Genomic DNA, 13,331 nt, shown 5'->3' on the forward strand with positions numbered 1-13,331 from the left:
CCCGGTGGGATCCGGTGTCGGCGGACGCGCCTACGATTGCGGCATGGCATCGGATCGCTCGGGCATGAACGCGCCCACGACCGGGGGCCGCGTCGGGCTCGCGCAGGGGTCCGTCCCGCTCGCGGTCCGGATGCGTCCCACCAGCCTGCAGGAAGTCGCCGGGCAGCAGCACCTGCTCGGACGGGGCTCACCACTCGTGCAGCTCGCCACCGGCACGCGGGACAACCCCGGCGGCGTCTCCGTCATCCTCTGGGGCCCACCCGGCACCGGCAAGACCACCCTCGCGCAGGCCATCGCCCGGCAGTCGGGACGGGAGTTCGTCGAGCTGTCCGCCGTCACCGCCGGCGTCAAGGACGTGCGAGAGGTCATGGAGAAGGCCCTCACGCACCGTGACCTCTACGGGTCCACGACCGTGCTGTTCCTCGACGAGATCCACCGCTTCAGCAAGGCGCAGCAGGACGCCCTGCTGCCCGGGGTCGAGAACGGCTGGGTGATCCTCATCGCCGCGACGACCGAGAACCCCTCGTTCTCGGTGATCTCCCCGCTGTTGTCCCGGTCCCTGCTGCTCACGCTCAAGCCGCTGACCGACGCCGACCTCGGCATGCTCGTCGACCGCGCGGTGGAGGACGCCCGCGGGCTCGGCGGCGGGGTGGTCCTCGGGGACGAAGCCCGCGCGGCGATCGTCCGGCTGGCGTCCGGTGACGCCCGGCGTGCACTCACGGCGCTCGAAGCAGCGGCCGCGTCCGCCACCGCTGCGCAGGAGGACGACGACGACACCGTCCCCGTGGTGGACGCCGACACCGTCGCAGCCGCGGTGGACCGGGCACTGCTCCGCTACGACCGGCAGGGCGACGAGCACTACGACGTCATCAGCGCCTTCATCAAGTCGGTCAGGGGGAGCGACGTCGACGCCGCGCTGCACTACCTGGCGCGCATGATCGAGTCCGGCGAGGACTCGCGCTTCATCGCCCGCCGCATCATCATCTCCGCGGCCGAGGACATCGGGATGGCCGACCCGCAGGCGCTCCCCATCGCCGTCGCCGCCGCGCAGGCCGTCCAGCTGATCGGCATGCCCGAGGGCCGCATCCCCCTCGCCGAGGCCGTCGTGTACCTGGCCACTGCCCCGAAGTCGAACGCGGCCTACAACGGCGTCAACGCCGCGATGGCGGACGTCAAGGCGGGTCGGATGGGCGTGGTGCCGAACCACCTGCGGGACGCCCACTACGCCGGGGCGAAGCGCCTCGGGCACGGCAAGGGGTACGTGTACTCACACGACGCCGAGCACGGGGTCGCCGAGCAGCAGTACCTGCCCGACGCGCTCGAGGGCACCGAGTACTACACCCCGACCACGAACGGCTACGAACGAGAAGTCGGCCCGCGTCTCGACCGCCTCCGGAAGATCACCCGCGGCGAGTGAGCGCGGCGCTTCTGCGCCCGCCCGAACCCTGCTATCGTTGGCGGGCCTACGTCCTGGTCCCCACGTGCGGCTGCGTCGGGGACAGAGTGCTGCAGATGCAGCACGGGGGCAGAGGTTCGGACTGTAGCCGTCCGATCCCACAGGCTCATCCCTCTGGATCCCTTCACGGGGTCGTCGACACGTGCGCGTGCCGAGACCCGTGTTCAGTTCAGTTCAGTACAGAGAAAAGGACCCTGTGTCTACCAAGTCACGCACCCGCAGCAAGACCCGCCTGTCGCGCGCGCTCGGCATCCCGCTGACGCCGAAGGCGGCCCGTTACCTCGAGAAGCGCCCCTACGGGCCCGGTGAGCACGGCCGTACGCGCCGTCGTGCGGACAGCGACTACGCCGTCCGCCTCCGTGAGAAGCAGCGTCTGCGCGCCCAGTACGGCATCCGCGAGAAGCAGCTCCGCATCGTCTTCGAAGAGGCCCGCAAGACCACCGGCCTGACCGGTGAGAACCTCGTCGAGCTGCTCGAGACCCGCCTCGACGCCCTGATCGTGCGTGCCGGCTTCGCCCGCACCACGTCGCAGGCCCGTCAGCTGATCGTGCACCGTCACATCCTCGTCGACGGCAAGCTCGTCGACCGCCCCTCCTTCCGCGTCAAGGAGGGCCAGCTGATGCACGTCAAGCCGCGCTCCGAGTCGCTCGAGCCCTTCCAGGTCGCCGCTGCCGGTGGCCACCTGGAAGTCCTCCCGAAGGTGCCGGGCTACCTCGAGGTCGAGATCGACAAGCTCCAGGCCCGCCTCGTGCGTCGCCCGAAGCGTGCCGAGGTCCCCGTGACCTGTGAAGTCCAGCTCGTCGTCGAGTACTACGCAGCTCGCTGATCCACAGCACCACACCGTCAACGGCGGGTCGTCCACAGCGGACGGCTCGCCGTTCGGCGTTCCCGGGGCGGCGACTAAGCTGGTCTGACGCGCGCCACGGCGCCAGCGAGAGGGAGCCACCGTGAAGCAGTTGTTCTTCGTCGTCATCGGCGTGCTCATCGGGTTCGTCGTCGCCAACCGCGTCGGAGTGACCTCCGGCGGTGCCCGGTCCGGCGGTGGCACGTTCCTCGCGCAGGTCGATGCCCGCACGAAGGCCTTCACGGGTGCCGTCGTCGACGGCTACCGCTCGCGCGAAGCCGAGCTCCGCACCGACGACTGACACGCCCCCAGCGCCGTCACCCCCAGCGCCGTCACCCCCAGCGCCGTCACCTCCAACGGCCCCCGCCTCGTCCCACGTCATCAGGAAGCACCATGCAGACCGCAGAGATCCGCCGCCGTTGGCTCCAGTACTTCGGTGACCGCGGCCACACCGTCGTCCCGTCCGCCTCGCTCGTCTCGGACGACCCCTCGCTGCTCTTCACGGTCGCCGGCATGGTCCCGTTCATCCCGTACCTGACCGGGCTCGTCCCGTCGCCGTACCCCCGCGCCACGAGCGTCCAGAAGTGCATCCGCACCAACGACATCGAAGAGGTCGGCAAGACCCCGCGGCACGGCACGTTCTTCCAGATGAACGGCAACTTCTCCTTCGGCGACTACTTCAAGGAGCAGGCGATCCAGTACGCCTGGGAGTTCCTGACGTCACCGGAGCCCGACGGCGGGCTCGGGTTCTCCGCCGACGACCTCTGGGTCACGGTGTACGAGGACGACGACGAGGCCATCGCCTTCTGGAAGCAGCACTCCACGCTGCCCGACGAGCGGATCCAGCGCCTCGGCAAGGACACCAACTACTGGTCGACCGGGCAGCCCGGGCCGGCCGGCCCCTGCTCGGAGATCTTCTTCGACCGTGGGCCCGCGTACGGCATCGACGGCGGGCCGGCCACCGACGACGACCGCTACGTCGAGATCTGGAACCTCGTGTTCATGCAGTACCAGATCGCGGACGTGCGCTCGAAGTACGACTTCGAGATCACCGGCGAACTGCCGAACAAGAACATCGACACCGGCATGGGGCTCGAGCGCGTCGCCTTCATCAAGCAGGGCGTCGACAACATGTACGAGATCGACCAGGTCCGCCCGGTCCTCGACAAGGCCGCCGAGGTGTCCGGTCGTCGCTACGGCGCCGTGCACGAGGACGACGTCCGCATGCGCGTCATCGCCGACCACGTCCGGTCCGCGCTCATGCTCATCGCCGACGGTGTCTCCCCGTCGAACGAGGGCCGCGGCTACATCCTCCGACGCCTGCTGCGCCGCACCGTGCGTGCCATGCGCCTGCTCGGGGTGGAGGGCGCGACGTTCCCGTCGCTCTTCCCCGCGTCGCGCGACGCCATGAAGGACGCCTACCCCGAGGTCGCGTCCGACTACGACCGCATCGCACGCATCGCCTACGCAGAAGAGGAGACCTTCCTCCGCACGCTCGCGCAGGGCACCACGATCCTCGACGTCGCGGTCGACCGTGCCAAGCAGGACGGCCGTCCCTCGATCGGCGGCGACACCGCGTTCCTGCTGCACGACACGTTCGGGTTCCCGATCGACCTGACGCTCGAGATGGCAGGGGAAGCGGGCGTCCACGTCGACCGCACCGCCTTCGACACCCTCATGGCCGAGCAGCGGTCCCGGGCCAAGGCCGACGCCAAGAGCAAGAAGACCGCGCTCGCGGACCTCAGCGTCTACAGCGCCTTCCGTGCCGCCGGTGAGACCACCTTCCTCGGCTACGACGCACTCCAGGCCGAGTCCCGCGTGCTCGGCATCATCGTCGGGGGCGTCAGCGTCGACCGTGCCGTCGTCGGGGACATCGCCGAGGTCATCCTCAGCGAGACCAGCCTGTACGCCGAGTCCGGCGGCCAGGACGCCGACCAGGGCTCGATCATCGGCAACGGCTTCGACCTCGAGGTCCTCGACGTCCAGAAGCCCGTCACCGGTCTGTGGTCGCACACCGTCCAGGTCCGCTCCGGTGAGGTCGCGGTCGGCGCCCCCGCCACCACGGTCGTCGACGCCGAGTACCGCCGTGGTGCCACGCAGGCGCACTCGGCGACGCACCTCGTCAACGCCGCGCTCCGCGACGTCCTCGGCCCCGAGGCACTGCAGGCCGGTTCCTACAACAAGTCCGGCTACATGCGCCTGGACTTCTCGTGGAGCCAGCCCGTCTCCCTCGAGACCCGCTCCGAGATCGAAGAGGTGGTCAACAGCGCGATCCGCTCCGACCTCGCGGTCTCCACGCGCATCCTGCCGATCGACGAGGCCAGGGCACTCGGCGCGCAGGCGCTGTTCGGCGAGAAGTACGGTGCCGAGGTCCGCATGGTCGACATCGGCGGCCCCTGGTCCCGCGAACTCTGCGGTGGCATCCACGTTGCCTCCAGCGCCCAGGTCGGCCTCGTCAACCTGGTCGGGGAGTCCAGCGTCGGGTCGACCAACCGTCGCGTCGAGGCCCTCGTCGGGCTCGAGGGCTTCCGGGAGCTCGCGGTCGAGCGCACCATCGTGTCCCAGCTCTCCAGTGCGCTGAAGGCCCCCCGGAACGACCTGCCCGCCCGCGTGCAGTCCCTGATGGAGGACCTCCGCGTCGCGCAGAAGCGCATCGCGGAGTTCGAGTCCGCCGGCCTGCAGCAGCGCGTGCCGGCGATCACCCGCCTCGCGACGACCATCGGCACAGCCACCGTGGTGGCCGAGACGGTCGACGGGCTGAAGTCCGCCGACGAGCTCCGGTCGCTCGCCACCAGCGTGCGCGCACAGCTCGGCACCGAGGCGGCCGTGGTCGTCCTCGGCGCCGTGGTGAACGGCAAGCCGGCGGTCATCGTCGCCACGAACGACGCCGCACGCAGCGCGGGCGTCCAGGCTGGCCCCCTCGCGAAGGAAGCCGCCGCGGTCCTCGGCGGTGGCGGCGGTGGCAAGCCCGACCTCGCCCAGGGCGGCGGCACCGACGTGGCGGCACTGCCGGCGGCGCTCCGCGCGGTCACCGACCGGCTCGCGGCCTGAGCGTGACGATCCGGTCCGGACGCCGGCTCGGCATCGACGTCGGCCGCGCCCGGATCGGGGTCGCCGTGTGCGACCGCGACGGCTTCATCGCCACCCCGGTCGAGACCGTCCGGCGTGACGACAAGCACGACCTGCGGCGCATCCTCACGATCGCCGACGAGTACGACGTGCTGGAGGTCGTGGTCGGCCTGCCGCTGTCGATGTCGGGCGGCGACACCCCGTCCACGACGGACGCCAGGGCGTTCGCGGCCCGGATCGCCGAGCACCGACCGGTGCGCCTGGTCGACGAACGTCTGTCGACCGTCACGGCCCAGCGGGGCATGCGAGCGGCCGGCCGGACCACGAAGAACTCGCGGGCCGTGATCGACCAAGCGGCCGCTGTTATCATTCTGCAACACGCGCTCGACCACGAGCGTTCGTCCGGCGCCCCGCCTGGGGCCACGCTCCCCGAGTAGGGCTGCCCTCGTCGTCACCGAAGCGACGGAGCCCCGCGGAGTTCCCACCGAGAGATCGAGGACCGTTGGCAGACGACCTGGACTGGAACGCGATCATCGCGACCGGCAACGACGCCGATCGACGGGGCCACCGCTCCCGCCGGGACGGCGCACCAGATGACCGCACCGACAGCCCCGATGGCGGGGAACCGCCCGCCGGTCGGCCGCTCTCCCGCCGGGAGGCCCGTGCCAGGGAAGCGGCAGCGGCGCGCGACGCGCAGACGGCCGGCTCGACCGCACCCCAGCAGCAGCAGCAGCAGACACAGCAGCAGCCGACACGGCAGCAGCCGACACCGCAGCAGACGGTGTCCCAGTCGCCGACGCCCGCGTCCCGGAACCGCTTCGACGTGGACGCGTCGGGACGCGACGACGACGCTGGCGTGACGCACCGCGACGACCTCGCCGCCGCGGTCGCACCGGCAGCGGTGGCGGACGACGGTGAGGCCGACCGCGGCACCGGCAACGGTGGCGGCGCTGCGGGAGGCGGCGGAGGTGACGGCCGTGACGGCGGCGGGGGAGCCTCCCGTCCGCCGCGTGGTCCCCACGAGCCGCACCGCCGCTCACGTGGCGCGCTCATCGCGGGGATCGTCATCGTGGCGATCGTCGTCGCTGCCGGCGTCGGCGCGTACGCGTTCGCGGCGCCGAAGGTGCAGCAGGTCGTCGCGGCGTTCAGCGGGGACAAGGAGCCGGAGGACTACTCCGGCGACGGCACCTCGAAGGTGACCATCACGATCAAGCAGGGCGACATCGGCGAGGACGTCGCGAAGACGCTGCAGCGCAGCGGTGTCGTGAAGACGTCCGGAGTGTTCTACAAGCTCCTGCTCGCGAGCCCGAGCGTGCAGTTCCAGCCGGGTTCGTACGCGCTGAAGAAGAAGATGAGCTCGAAGGCGGCGCTGTCGGCGTTGCAGGACAAGGCGAACCGGGTGGAGGACGCCTCGATCGTCATCCCCGAGGGCACGGTCCTGGCGGACATCGAAGCCGGCATGGTGTCGAAGGCCGGCCTGACCGAGGACGAGGTCTCCGCCGCCGCGAAGGACGTCGGCGCGTACGGGCTGCCGTCCGGCGTGACGTCGCTCGAGGGCTGGTTGTTCCCGGCGACCTACCCGATCAACCCGGGCTGGTCGGCGAAGCAGTACTTCCAGTCGATGGTCGACACGATGAAGCAGCACCTGCAGTCCGCCGGTGTGGCCGAGGCCGACCAGGAGCACGTGCTCGTGTTCGCCTCGCTCGTGCAGAAGGAGGCCGGGCTCGCCGCCGACTACCCGAAGGTCGCGCGGGTGTTCCAGAACCGCCTCGACCAGGGCATGCGGATGCAGTCCGACGCCACCGTGGCGTACGGCACCGGCAACACGCACCGGGTCACGACGACCGACGCGGAGCGGGACGACGCCTCGAACCCGTACAACACGTACCAGCACGACGGACTGCCGCCCGGACCGATCTCGAACCCGGGTGACATCGCGCTGCAGGCCGTCACGCACCCGGCCACGGGCAACTGGCTGTACTTCGTGACGGTCGACCTCGAGTCCGGGGAGACGACCTTCTCGGACACGTACGACCAGCACCTGCAGGCCGTCAAGCAGTTCCAGGCCTGGCTCCGCGCACACCCCTCGTACCAGTAGCCGCGCGGGACCGGGACGATCGTGTCCCGGTCCCGACGGCTGTGGGAGGATGGCACCATGCTTCGTTGGTTGACCGCAGGTGAGTCCCACGGACCCGAACTGATCGCGATGCTCGAGGGCCTGCCCGCCGGTGTCCCCGTGTCGTTCGAGTCCATCCGCACCGACCTCGCGCGGCGCAAGCTCGGCTACGGCCGTGGCTCCCGCATGAAGTTCGAGCAGGACGAGCTCCACGTCTCCGGCGGTGTCCGGCACGGGTACTCGATGGGCAGCCCCATCGCGATCCGCATCGGCAACACCGAGTGGCCCAAGTGGGTCGAGGTCATGAACCCCGAGCCCGTCGAGCAGACCGAGGCCTCCCGTGGGCGCAGCGCTCCGCTGACCAGGCCGCGTCCCGGCCACGCCGACCTCGTCGGGATGCAGAAGTACGGCTTCGACGAGGCCCGGCCGATCCTCGAGCGTGCCTCCGCCCGCGAGACCGCGGCCCGCGTCGCGCTCGGTGCCGTGGCCAAGTCGTTCCTCGCCGAACTCGGGATCCGCTCCGTCGCCCACACCCTGCAGGTGGGCAGCGTCCGCGTGCCCGACGGGTCGGCGCTGCCGATGCCCGACGACGTCGACCGGCTCGACGACGACCAGCTCCGGTGCTTCGACGCCGACACCTCGGCGCGCATGGTGACCGAGGTCGAAGCCGCCAAGAAGGACGGCGACACCCTCGGCGGCGTCGTCGAGGTGCTGTTCTACGGCGTTCCGCCCGGGCTGGGGTCGCACGTGCAGTGGGACCGTCGCCTCGACGCACGACTCGCCGCCGCGATCATGGGCATCCAGGCCATCAAGGGCGTCGAGGTCGGTGACGGCTTCCAGACCGCCGGCCGCCGCGGGTCCGAGGCCCACGACGAGCTGTACCGGGAGGACGGCGAGATCATCCGCACGAGCGACCGTGCCGGCGGCACCGAGGGCGGCATGTCCACGGGCACCGTGCTCCGCGTCCGCGCGGGCATGAAGCCGATCGCGACGATCCCGCACGCGCTCCACACCATCGACGTCACCACGGGTGAGGACGCCTCGGCGCATCACCAGCGTTCGGACGTCTGCGCGGTGCCGGCCGCCGGCGTCGTGGCCGAGGCCATGGTCGCGCTCGTGCTGGCCGACGCCGTGCTGGAGAAGTTCGGCGGCGACAACGTCGTCGAGACCAAGCGCAACCTGGAGTCGTACCTCGCGTCGATCCCCGAGACCCTGCGTTCCCGCCGCACCGAGCCGGCTGAGCCCTCCAGCACCTGGTGAGCGCCGGACCGGTGGGGGACGACCACGGCCGACGCGGCACCGCGCCCGTCGTCGTGATCGGCCCGATGGGTGCCGGCAAGTCCACCGTGGGCAAGCGCGTGGCGAAGCGGCTCGGCGTGCCCTTCACCGACACCGACCGGGTGATCGCGCGCGAGCACGGTCCCATCCCCGCGATCTTCACCGACCGGGGTGAGCCTGCGTTCCGGGCGCTCGAGGCCGACGCGGTCGCCGTCGCCATGCGCACCGGCGGCGTCATCGCCGTGGGTGGCGGTGCCGTCACGCACGCGGACACCCGCCGGGCGATGGACGGCGCACGCGTGGTGCTGTTGACCGTCTCGCCCGAGGCCGTCGCCGACCGCATCGCCGGGTCCGACCGCCCGCTGTTGGCGTCCGGCGGCATCGACGCCTGGCAGACCATCCTCGACGACCGCGCGGCGACCTACGCCGAGCTCGCGCACGTGGTCGTCGACACCTCTCGTCGCCCCATGGCCCACGTCGTCGAGGACGTCGTCGCCTGGCTGCGGAGCGACCACACCGAAGGAGCACCGTGACCGAGACGACCCTGCCAGAAGGCACCACCGAGATCCGTGTCGGCGGTGCGGACGGCTACGTCGTCGCGGTCGGCACCGGCCTGCTCGGGTCCCTGCCCGCGCTGCTCGGACCGCGGGTCGCCAAGGTGCTGATCGTGCACGCGCCGACGCTCGGTGCCCGCGCGGAGGAGCTCCGCGCCGGACTCGTCGAGGCCGGCTTCGAGGCCCTGATCGCCGAGGTGCCCGACGCCGAGGCCGCCAAGCGCGTCGAGGTCGCCGCGTTCTGCTGGCAGATCCTCGGGCAGTCGGACTTCACCAGGACCGATGCCGTCATCGGCCTGGGCGGGGGAGCCGTCACCGACCTCGCCGGGTTCGTCGCCGCGACGTGGCTGCGCGGCGTGCCGTACTTCTCCGTACCGACGAGCGTGCTCGGCATGGTCGACGCCAGCGTCGGTGGCAAGACGGGCATCAACACGAACGAGGGCAAGAACCTGGTCGGGGTGTTCTCCGCACCCCGTGCCGTCGTCGTGGACCTCGACCTGGTGCACACGCTGCCGCGCAACGACGTGCTGACCGGGTTCGCCGAGATCGTCAAGGCCGGGTTCATCGCCGTACCCGAGATCCTCGACATAGTCGAGGCCGACGTCGACCGCGCCACCGACCCCTCGACGCCCGAGTTCCGCCGGGTGGTCGAGCTCGCGATCCAGCTCAAGGCGCAGGTGGTGTCGGAGGACTTCACCGAGCAGGGGCGTCGGGAGATCCTGAACTACGGGCACACGCTCGGGCACGCGATCGAGCACGCCGAGCGCTACCAGTGGCGGCACGGGGCAGCGGTGTCGGTCGGCATGGTCTTCGCCGCCGAGCTCGCACGCCTCACCGGGCACCTCGACGACGCGACCGTCGACCGGCACCGGTCGATCCTCGAGTCGCTGTCGCTGCCGACGAGCTACCCGCTCGGCCGGTGGCAGTCGCTCCTGGCGACCATGCGTCGGGACAAGAAGGCCCGCGCCGGCATGCTCCGGTTCATCGTGCTCGACGGCATCGGCAAGCCCGTCACGCTCGAGGGCCCAGAGGACCACCTGCTCTTCACCGCCTACCAGGAGGTCGGCGCCTAGCCCCGTCGCCAGCGCAGCACGCGGCGCGGGCGGGCCGACCTGTGGACGGCCCCCGAGCCTCCCGGCTGTGGAGGAGTCAGCCGGGGGCGCCCAGCCCGGGGGAGCATGCTGAACAGGTGCCCACACCACCCCGTCTGAGCGACCTCGGCGCCCGGCCGGACGCCGACGCGGGAACCCTCCGCTCCCGCGCGCGCCGCTTCGCCGAACTGCTGTCCATCGCCCGCCGACACGGCCTCGTGCCGTTCCGTCGCCTCGACTTCTCCCGCGACCCGGAGACCTCGGACAAGCGGCGAGACCAGGCCGAACACCTCCGTCGCGCGCTCGAGGAGGCCGGCGGCGGCTTCGTGAAGATGGGACAGCTGCTCTCGACCCGCGACGACCTGCTGCCGGACGAGTGGACCGAGGGACTCGCGCACCTGCAGCGGGACGTCACGCCCGCGGACCCGCAGGAGGTGTCGGACCTGCTGACGGCGGACCTCGGGGCCCCCGTGGCGGAGGTCTTCCAGTCGTTCGACCCGAAGCCCGTCGCCGCGGCGTCGATCGCGCAGGTGCACCGTGCCCGGCTGCACGACGGCACCGCGGTCGCCGTGAAGGTCCAACGACCCGGCATCGACGCGGCCGTGCGGCAGGACGTCGACATCGCGCTCCGCGTGGTGCGGTTCCTCGCCCGGACGTCGGCCGAGGCCCGTCAGGTCGGGGTGATCGACGTGGCGACCCAGTACGGCGACGACCTCATCCGGCAGGTCGACTTCTCCTCTGAGCTCCGCAACCTCGAGGCGCTCCGCGCGGCCCAGGCCAGGAGCGCCCGGCCGGACGAGGTCCGCTTCCCGACGCCGTACCCCGAGCTCTCGGGCCGGCGGGTGCTCGTGATGGAGTTCCTCGAGGGCGACACGCTCAGCGCGATCCGCGCCTCCCGCGTCGACCGGGACCTCGACGAGCCGATGCGGGCGATCCTCCGGTCGTTCCTGCGGCAGGTCGTCTTCGACGGGATCTACCACGGTGACCTGCACCCGGGGAACGTCCTGCTGCTGCCCGACGGTCGCCCCGCCCTCATCGACTTCGGCTCCGTCGGCCGCCTCGACCCGACGCTGCGCGACACGGTCCAGGAGCTCGTCGCCGCGTACATCCAGGACGACACCTCGCGGATCGCGGACGCCGTGCTGCGGATGGCGCCGGTGCGTCGAGCGCAGGACGAGGCCGACTTCCGCCGGGACATCGCCCGCTTCGTGGCCGACGAGCTCGGCCCGGGCGCGCGCATCGGCGTCGAGACCGTGGACGACGCGGTCGAGGTCTTCGGCCGCTACCGGCTCAAGCCGCCGCCGGACTTCGTCGCAGCCGCCCGGGCACTGGCGATCTTCGAGGGGACGCTGCGCTCGCTGCTGCCCTCGTTCGACCTCCTCGACGAGTCCCGCAACCTGGCCCGCGAGCAGATCCGTGACCAGCTCCGCCCGAGCGTGCTGCGGGACGTCGCCGCGCGCGAGCTCTTCGGCCTGTTCTCCACCGTCCGACGCTTGCCCAGGCGGATCGACCGGATCAGCGAGGCGATCGAGGGCAACAAGCTGTCGGTGAACATCCGGCTGCTCGCCGACCAGCGCGACCGGCGGACCGTCTCCGGCATGATCCGCCGGATCCTGCTCGTGCTGCTGGGGGCAGGGGCCGGCGTGCTGGCGATCGTCTACCTGGCGGCTCCGGCACGGCCGACCGCGGTGCTGAGCACCGGCGTGGCGGGCGGGCTCCTCGGCGGGACGGCCGTGGTGCTGCTCGTGTGGGCGGCGATCGACGCCTGGCGCGCACGGCGGCACGACTAGCGCAGGCGACGGCGCGGGCGCGGGTGAGGCGGTCGGCTACACTCGTCCGGGGCCCCAGCGCCCGCAGGACTCCACTCCTCGACACGAACGGGACATCGACACTCATGGCCAGTACCACTGACATCAAGAACGGCGCCGTTCTCATCATCGACGGGCAGCTGTGGTCGGTCGTCGAGTTCCAGCACGTCAAGCCCGGCAAGGGTGGTGCGTTCGTCCGCACCAAGCTGAAGAACGTCGTCTCCGGCAAGGTCGTCGACCGCACCTTCAACGCGGGCGCGAAGATCGAGACCGCGACGGTGGACCGCCGCGACTACCAGTTCCTCTACGAGGACGGCGACTCCTACGTGTTCATGGACACCGACACCTACGACCAGGTCCCGGTCCCCGCGACGGTCGTCGGCGACGCGAAGAACTTCCTCCTCGAGTCCGCGATGGTCACCCTCGCGATGAACGAGGGCAACCCGCTCTACATCGAGCTCCCGACGTCGATCGTCACCGAGATCGAGACCGAGCCCGGCCTGCAGGGCGACCGTTCGTCCGGTGGCACCAAGCCCGCGACGATCAAGGCCACCGGCTACCAGATCCAGGTGCCGCTGTACCTCGAGACCGACACCAAGGTGAAGATCGACACGCGCGACGGCAACTTCCTCGGCCGCGTCAACTAGGGCCGCCGGATGAGTGCTCGTTCGAAGGCCCGCAAGCGCGCGCTCGACATGCTCTACGTGGCCGAGGTCCGGGAGCTCCCGATCGCCGACGTCCTCGCGACGGAGACGGTCCGTCACCTCGACAACCCCGAGCGGGCGTCGAGCTGGGACTACGCCCGCCAGGTGGTCACCGGGGTCGACGAGGCCCGTCGTGAGATCGACGACGTCATCATCGACCACGCCCAGGGCTGGTCCATCGCCCGGATGCCGGTCCTCGACCGCTGCATCCTCCGCATGGGCGTCTGGGAGATCCGCTTCAACCCCGAGGTGCCCGACGCCGTCGCCATCTCGGAGGCCGTCGAGCTCGCCCAGTCGCTGTCGACGGACGACTCCGCCGGTTTCGTGAACGGTGTCCTCGGCGCCGTCGCCGGTGGTCGTGCACCGTCCGGTCGGACGGTGTCCGGAGACCAGGAGTCCCGCTAGGGTTGA

Annotated in this window: 12 protein-coding genes; all 12 read left to right on the forward strand. The window is 71.1% G+C overall.

What is annotated here, in order from left to right:
- Nucleotides 1-43: 43 nt before the first annotated feature.
- The 12 genes from ITJ68_RS06105 (at nt 44) to nusB (ending at nt 13,325) form a co-directional block, all read left to right on the forward strand.
- A complete protein-coding gene (locus ITJ68_RS06105; RefSeq protein WP_416354636.1) occupies nt 44-1,417 on the forward strand; it encodes a replication-associated recombination protein A in 1,374 nt (457 codons plus the stop codon).
- A gap of 235 nt (nt 1,418-1,652) precedes the next feature.
- Nucleotides 1,653-2,282, forward strand: coding sequence for a 30S ribosomal protein S4 (gene rpsD, locus ITJ68_RS06110; protein ID WP_194625521.1), 630 nt, complete (start codon nt 1,653-1,655; stop codon nt 2,280-2,282).
- A gap of 121 nt (nt 2,283-2,403) precedes the next feature.
- Nucleotides 2,404-2,601: a hypothetical protein gene (locus ITJ68_RS06115; RefSeq protein WP_194660413.1), complete on the forward strand. Its 198-nt coding sequence runs from the start codon at nt 2,404-2,406 to the stop codon at nt 2,599-2,601.
- A 92-nt stretch (nt 2,602-2,693) separates the two neighbouring features.
- The gene (alaS, locus tag ITJ68_RS06120; RefSeq protein WP_194660414.1) at nt 2,694-5,351 is read left to right on the forward strand and encodes an alanine--tRNA ligase; all 2,658 of its coding nucleotides are present in this window, start codon (nt 2,694-2,696) and stop codon (nt 5,349-5,351) included.
- Nucleotides 5,352-5,359: 8 nt separating this feature from the next.
- Nucleotides 5,360-5,806: a Holliday junction resolvase RuvX gene (gene ruvX / locus ITJ68_RS06125; RefSeq protein WP_194660810.1), complete on the forward strand. Its 447-nt coding sequence runs from the start codon at nt 5,360-5,362 to the stop codon at nt 5,804-5,806.
- Nucleotides 5,807-5,871: 65 nt separating this feature from the next.
- A complete protein-coding gene (gene mltG, locus ITJ68_RS06130) occupies nt 5,872-7,467 on the forward strand; it encodes an endolytic transglycosylase MltG (protein ID WP_194660415.1) in 1,596 nt (531 codons plus the stop codon).
- 57 nt (nt 7,468-7,524) lie between these two features.
- Nucleotides 7,525-8,745 (forward strand): chorismate synthase, encoded by a 1,221-nt coding sequence (aroC, locus tag ITJ68_RS06135; protein ID WP_194660416.1) that lies wholly within the window; start codon nt 7,525-7,527, stop codon nt 8,743-8,745.
- Nucleotides 8,739-9,296, forward strand: a complete 558-nt coding sequence (locus tag ITJ68_RS06140; protein WP_416354642.1) for a shikimate kinase — start codon at nt 8,739-8,741, stop codon at nt 9,294-9,296. The genes aroC and ITJ68_RS06140 overlap by 7 nt, the downstream gene beginning before the upstream one ends.
- Entirely contained in the window at nt 9,293-10,390 is a 1,098-nt protein-coding gene (aroB, locus tag ITJ68_RS06145; protein WP_416354637.1) for a 3-dehydroquinate synthase, read from the forward strand. The genes ITJ68_RS06140 and aroB overlap by 4 nt, the downstream gene beginning before the upstream one ends.
- A gap of 116 nt (nt 10,391-10,506) precedes the next feature.
- Complete coding sequence (locus ITJ68_RS06150) at nt 10,507-12,198, forward strand: ABC1 kinase family protein (protein WP_194660417.1); 1,692 nt, start codon at nt 10,507-10,509, stop codon at nt 12,196-12,198.
- A 104-nt stretch (nt 12,199-12,302) separates the two neighbouring features.
- Nucleotides 12,303-12,863, forward strand: coding sequence for an elongation factor P (gene efp, locus ITJ68_RS06155; RefSeq protein ID WP_071275071.1), 561 nt, complete (start codon nt 12,303-12,305; stop codon nt 12,861-12,863).
- 9 nt (nt 12,864-12,872) lie between these two features.
- Nucleotides 12,873-13,325: a transcription antitermination factor NusB gene (nusB, locus tag ITJ68_RS06160; RefSeq protein ID WP_194660418.1), complete on the forward strand. Its 453-nt coding sequence runs from the start codon at nt 12,873-12,875 to the stop codon at nt 13,323-13,325.
- Nucleotides 13,326-13,331: the final 6 nt, after the last annotated feature.

Source organism: Curtobacterium sp. VKM Ac-1395 (assembly GCF_015350975.1).
In the GTDB taxonomy this organism is placed as follows: Bacteria; Actinomycetota; Actinomycetes; order Actinomycetales; family Microbacteriaceae; genus Curtobacterium.

Coding starts and splice junctions, on each gene's coding strand:
- ITJ68_RS06105 (WP_416354636.1), top strand. CDS start 44: ATGGCATCGGATCGCTCGGGCATGAACGCGCCCACGACCGGGGGCCGC.
- alaS (WP_194660414.1), top strand. CDS start 2,694: ATGCAGACCGCAGAGATCCGCCGCCGTTGGCTCCAGTACTTCGGTGAC.
- aroC (WP_194660416.1), top strand. CDS start 7,525: ATGCTTCGTTGGTTGACCGCAGGTGAGTCCCACGGACCCGAACTGATC.
- efp (WP_071275071.1), top strand. CDS start 12,303: ATGGCCAGTACCACTGACATCAAGAACGGCGCCGTTCTCATCATCGAC.
- nusB (WP_194660418.1), top strand. CDS start 12,873: ATGAGTGCTCGTTCGAAGGCCCGCAAGCGCGCGCTCGACATGCTCTAC.